This window comes from Pedobacter sp. CG_S7, from assembly GCF_040544395.1.
Taxonomy (GTDB): Bacteria; Bacteroidota; Bacteroidia; order Sphingobacteriales; family Sphingobacteriaceae; genus Pedobacter.
On sequence record NZ_JBEONS010000082.1, the window covers coordinates 1 to 3,728 of the forward strand.

Here is a 3,728-nt window from a genome sequence, read left to right on the forward strand (position 1 = left end):
TAAATCTGTTGGTAAAAATTGACCTGATAGTGAAAAATCCATCCTTGTTTTTTGAACAAATTTAACAACTAATCCCCAGAAAATTTACGTGACCCAGTTTCTGATCTTCCGTTGAGGAAATGGGAAGCTGTTTAGGCTCCGAGTCCCGCTGTCGCCATTTACTCAGAAGGCTATCGCTTATTCCAAGTTCATCGGCAACCTCTTTTACCGATCCGCGGCTATGAGATAAATCTATAGCCATCTTTTTAAAGGAATCATCAAACACTCGTTTGCTCTTATTGTCAAATTTAAAAGTTTCTACTTAAATCTGAAAACTAAATCCCTCTAGTCAAATGTAGCAACTCCAGACTCTAATCGTTCAGGACATTCTTTGCGTTGGCTTTTCTGGTTTGGTGTCCGCGATAGAAGATTTAGTATCAGAAATCAAGGATTACTTTCTTCATCGTGAGGTCAATCGGCAAACCAATATCTATTTGGATCTTCAATCATCTTGATAAGCAGTGCGTCCTTTTGTTCAGGTGTAATCATAATCAATTATACAAAATGAAACCAGCATTAGCAAAAGCCTTAATTAAAGACATCCGGGAGAGGGGCCAATATTGCTGGCTTCGTTAAAGTTGCTGATGCGATGCTTGCACAAGAAATAACCACATAGTGTGCAGGTTTTGTATAATGATAAAATTATATTCTGTATTAAAGGAAGAAATTCAGAACATTTAGTAAAGTAATTAATAAAAAGGCAACGAGAATCGAACTCAAAATAGCTCCTACGTTGATTAAATGCAGATTTAGAAATCTTTATTTAGATTTCCCCCTCATTGACATTAATTACCTTGTAACCAGAATCGTCATCTCCTTTTAGAGTGATTTGATAATAACCACCAGTTGCCCTGAGTGTAATTTTAATTTTTATCTTATCGTCAATTTGACTATAATTAGAAATTTCCACGATTGGTACAGGTTTGAAAATATCCATTCCTTCCATTAAATCGAAAGGATCAGTACCTTCCGGTAAAAGAATGCTTTTTTTATGGTTAACAACAATATCGGAAGTGATTGGGAAATCCTTTGGGCGTATTATTTTCAACGGATTTTCATAATATTCTTTGGCTAGATTTCTTGTAGATAATAAATATTCAAGTGAATGTTCTAACACATTTTCAAAAGAAACTATCTTCTTCTTATCTTGACACGATAGAAGGAAGATTGTTCCAATTAAGTACAAGATAAGGATCGGTTTTATTTTCATTTTTTGTAAAATAAATATGAATTCTCGTTTGCATTATTTCTTTTAATAATTAAACCGTATGCCGATTCTTCGAAACCATAACCGTATTCATAATCTCTATCCAATCCGTTTTCGGCCCTGCTAAAATGGACAAATTCATGAAGGACGGTTACTGCTAACATAAATGCAGTACCCTGTCGTGTTTCCAGTAAGTTAGCTGATTCCAGGCCGCGAGCCCAACTCGCACTTATGTTTATTATGTTAGGGTTTTCTGTCCTGTTGAAATACCCAAATTCTCCCGGGACTAATTCTTTTATAACAATTTGCGGACCTTGTTCGAATTCTAATAATTCAAGTATTTGTGATTCTGAAAATCCAGTCCACTTAAGTAGAGCATCCATTACGTCCTTATCATCCCTTACGTAGTCCTTTAGTATTTTAACCATCTGTGTGAATTTGGGATACTTAGCTTGAGTAGCCAAGTCCATCACGAAATTGTTTATATATTTTGAATGTGTGGATCCTCCATTTCCGCCTTCATATTCGCCATTTCCCTCACCTGGAGGGTAGCCTCCTGCGTCATTACCTCCACCGTAACAAATTTCAACATAATTATATCCAGATATTTCCTGTGAACATTCATAATCACCATTAACGCCTATACATGTATATTTGTAGATAGCGATATAATCCGACCAACAATCTCGATCGGCGTTGCCCGCGATCGTAATTGGTTGATTTTTGTTAATTTTATTCTTACTTGACATAATTTTTGAAGCCTTCAAGTCAGTAGGATGTTGAACTTTGCTTAATGAAACACGTTTCTCAACGTTGCCTTTGGAATAATAATTACCATTGGAGAAGCTACCATTTAAATGATAATACAGAATCTTTCCATCAAGGGATTTAGGCTCCTTATAGTGAACATCCATTAAATTGATCGGACCGTTTTCACTTACCACAGCCATATAACATCCGTTTTTTATTGTTCCGGTTTCTTTATTCTCAAAAATTAGCAGTCGTATGTCACTTCTATTTACAAGAGCGTTTAGGTTGTCTTTATCAGCGGTTGTTCCTCCAATAAACACATTGTCGGGGTTAAGTAGTCTTATTTCATAAATTCTATTTACTGAATCTTCATTAACGAATGTAGAACCCCAGTTAGGAGACATTGTTTTGAACGGATTTGACGAGGTGTGTGCGTAAGTTGAACTGAACCACTGTTTTATTTTTACGAAATCTTGGCTTTCTACCGTAGGCATTTCAGATTGACTGTCCTTTTTACAAGAATGGAAAAGTGTTGATAAGAGAAGGATGAGAGTTAGTCCAAAGAATTTGGATGCCACGTTAATTTTTTTAAACATAAATTAATTTTTGTGCTATTTTTTATAAACATGAGTATTTTAATTTTATGCTGCAAATTATTATAAAAATTATAAGTAACTAAATTGATACGTAGCCATTAAATTGCCAACCGTATCATTTGCCTTTGTGGTCATGATTGTAAATGATCTGTATATCTGGGAACCATCCTTGCTTTTCCACTGGCTCCACAATCCAGCGAAAGCAAATATATCTCTGTCTTTTAAAATGAAACGATAAGGTAATGACTTACCAGACCTTTTATTCCATTCATAAAACCCATCTGCTAAAACTAAACAGGTTTTGTGGTTTTCAATTAACGGTTTATATGTTTTCTTATCGAGTATCTCTTCACTATGGGCGTTAAGCGTGCTCATGTTTAATTTAGTGTCTGGTGACCAATACGGCACAAGGCCAAAGTGCATTTTTTGTGCAATGCCAGGTTCATCAGCTGTGATCACTAAACCGTTCTGAGTCGGTGCCAGGTTGTAATTGGGCGTAAATGGTTCTTTAAACTTTACGTTGTAGGATTTTAATAAATCTTTCTCTGCCCTGGTCAAGCTATATCGTGCGCACATAATATCTAATTTAAATTATACGAATCAATAATATCTCCAATAATCTCAATGTCTTCAAAATACATTTCACCAAAGGGATTTATATTACCGGTCCATTTACCGTTATATTTCGAAACCTCGCCCCATCCTAGTAAATCCATATAAACGCTGTAAGTCATACCCCAATGGCGGCTAATGGATACAGTTTTTGTCTCATCCCGAAAGGTACCTTAAATCTTATTTCATTATCTTCCACCATAATGGCAGATGGTCGGTTGATAGGTGGATTCGTGAGGGACTTGTCGAAGAGTTTAACGATGGCCCTGGATCTAGAGTGAGGTTGTGCCCGATACAATTGGAAAAGGTAGCTAAAAGTAGTAATAAAGCAACCTATTTGAATCAGGGGGATAAATATCAATCTTTATCAAAATACAAAGATAAATTTTTAGCCTCAGCCCACAACATTTGGCATTGATCCTATATACAGGATCAAGTCAAAAAGTTGTGGATCAGGTCTTATATTTCTAGCTTTGATGCTTAGATTTCTTACTTCATGCAGGACGGATACCATACCTTAATCA

General features: G+C 35.8%; 5 protein-coding genes. All 5 read right to left on the reverse strand.

Going from position 1 to position 3,728, the window contains the following annotated elements; all coding sequences use genetic code 11:
- Positions 1–61 precede the first annotated feature (61 nt).
- Positions 62–265: a transposase gene (locus AAKU52_RS17175; protein ID WP_354335830.1), complete on the reverse strand. Its 204-nt coding sequence runs from the start codon at positions 263–265 to the stop codon at positions 62–64.
- 537 nt (positions 266–802) lie between these two features.
- Complete coding sequence (locus AAKU52_RS17180) at positions 803–1,249, reverse strand: hypothetical protein (protein WP_354335833.1); 447 nt, start codon at positions 1,247–1,249, stop codon at positions 803–805.
- Entirely contained in the window at positions 1,246–2,592 is a 1,347-nt protein-coding gene (locus AAKU52_RS17185) for a hypothetical protein (RefSeq protein WP_354335835.1), read from the reverse strand. Before AAKU52_RS17185 ends, AAKU52_RS17180 begins: the two co-directional genes overlap by 4 nt.
- Before the next feature lie 69 nt (positions 2,593–2,661).
- The gene (locus tag AAKU52_RS17190) at positions 2,662–3,168 is read right to left on the reverse strand and encodes an SOS response-associated peptidase (RefSeq protein ID WP_354335837.1); all 507 of its coding nucleotides are present in this window, start codon (positions 3,166–3,168) and stop codon (positions 2,662–2,664) included.
- Between the two features lie 5 nt (positions 3,169–3,173).
- Positions 3,174–3,308, reverse strand: a complete 135-nt coding sequence (locus AAKU52_RS17195) for a hypothetical protein (protein ID WP_354335839.1) — start codon at positions 3,306–3,308, stop codon at positions 3,174–3,176.
- Positions 3,309–3,728: the final 420 nt, after the last annotated feature.

Coding starts and splice junctions, on each gene's coding strand:
- AAKU52_RS17180 (WP_354335833.1), bottom strand. CDS start 1,249: ATGAAAATAAAACCGATCCTTATCTTGTACTTAATTGGAACAATCTTC.
- AAKU52_RS17185 (WP_354335835.1), bottom strand. CDS start 2,592: ATGTTTAAAAAAATTAACGTGGCATCCAAATTCTTTGGACTAACTCTC.
- AAKU52_RS17190 (WP_354335837.1), bottom strand. CDS start 3,168: ATGTGCGCACGATATAGCTTGACCAGGGCAGAGAAAGATTTATTAAAA.
- AAKU52_RS17195 (WP_354335839.1), bottom strand. CDS start 3,308: ATGGATTTACTAGGATGGGGCGAGGTTTCGAAATATAACGGTAAATGG.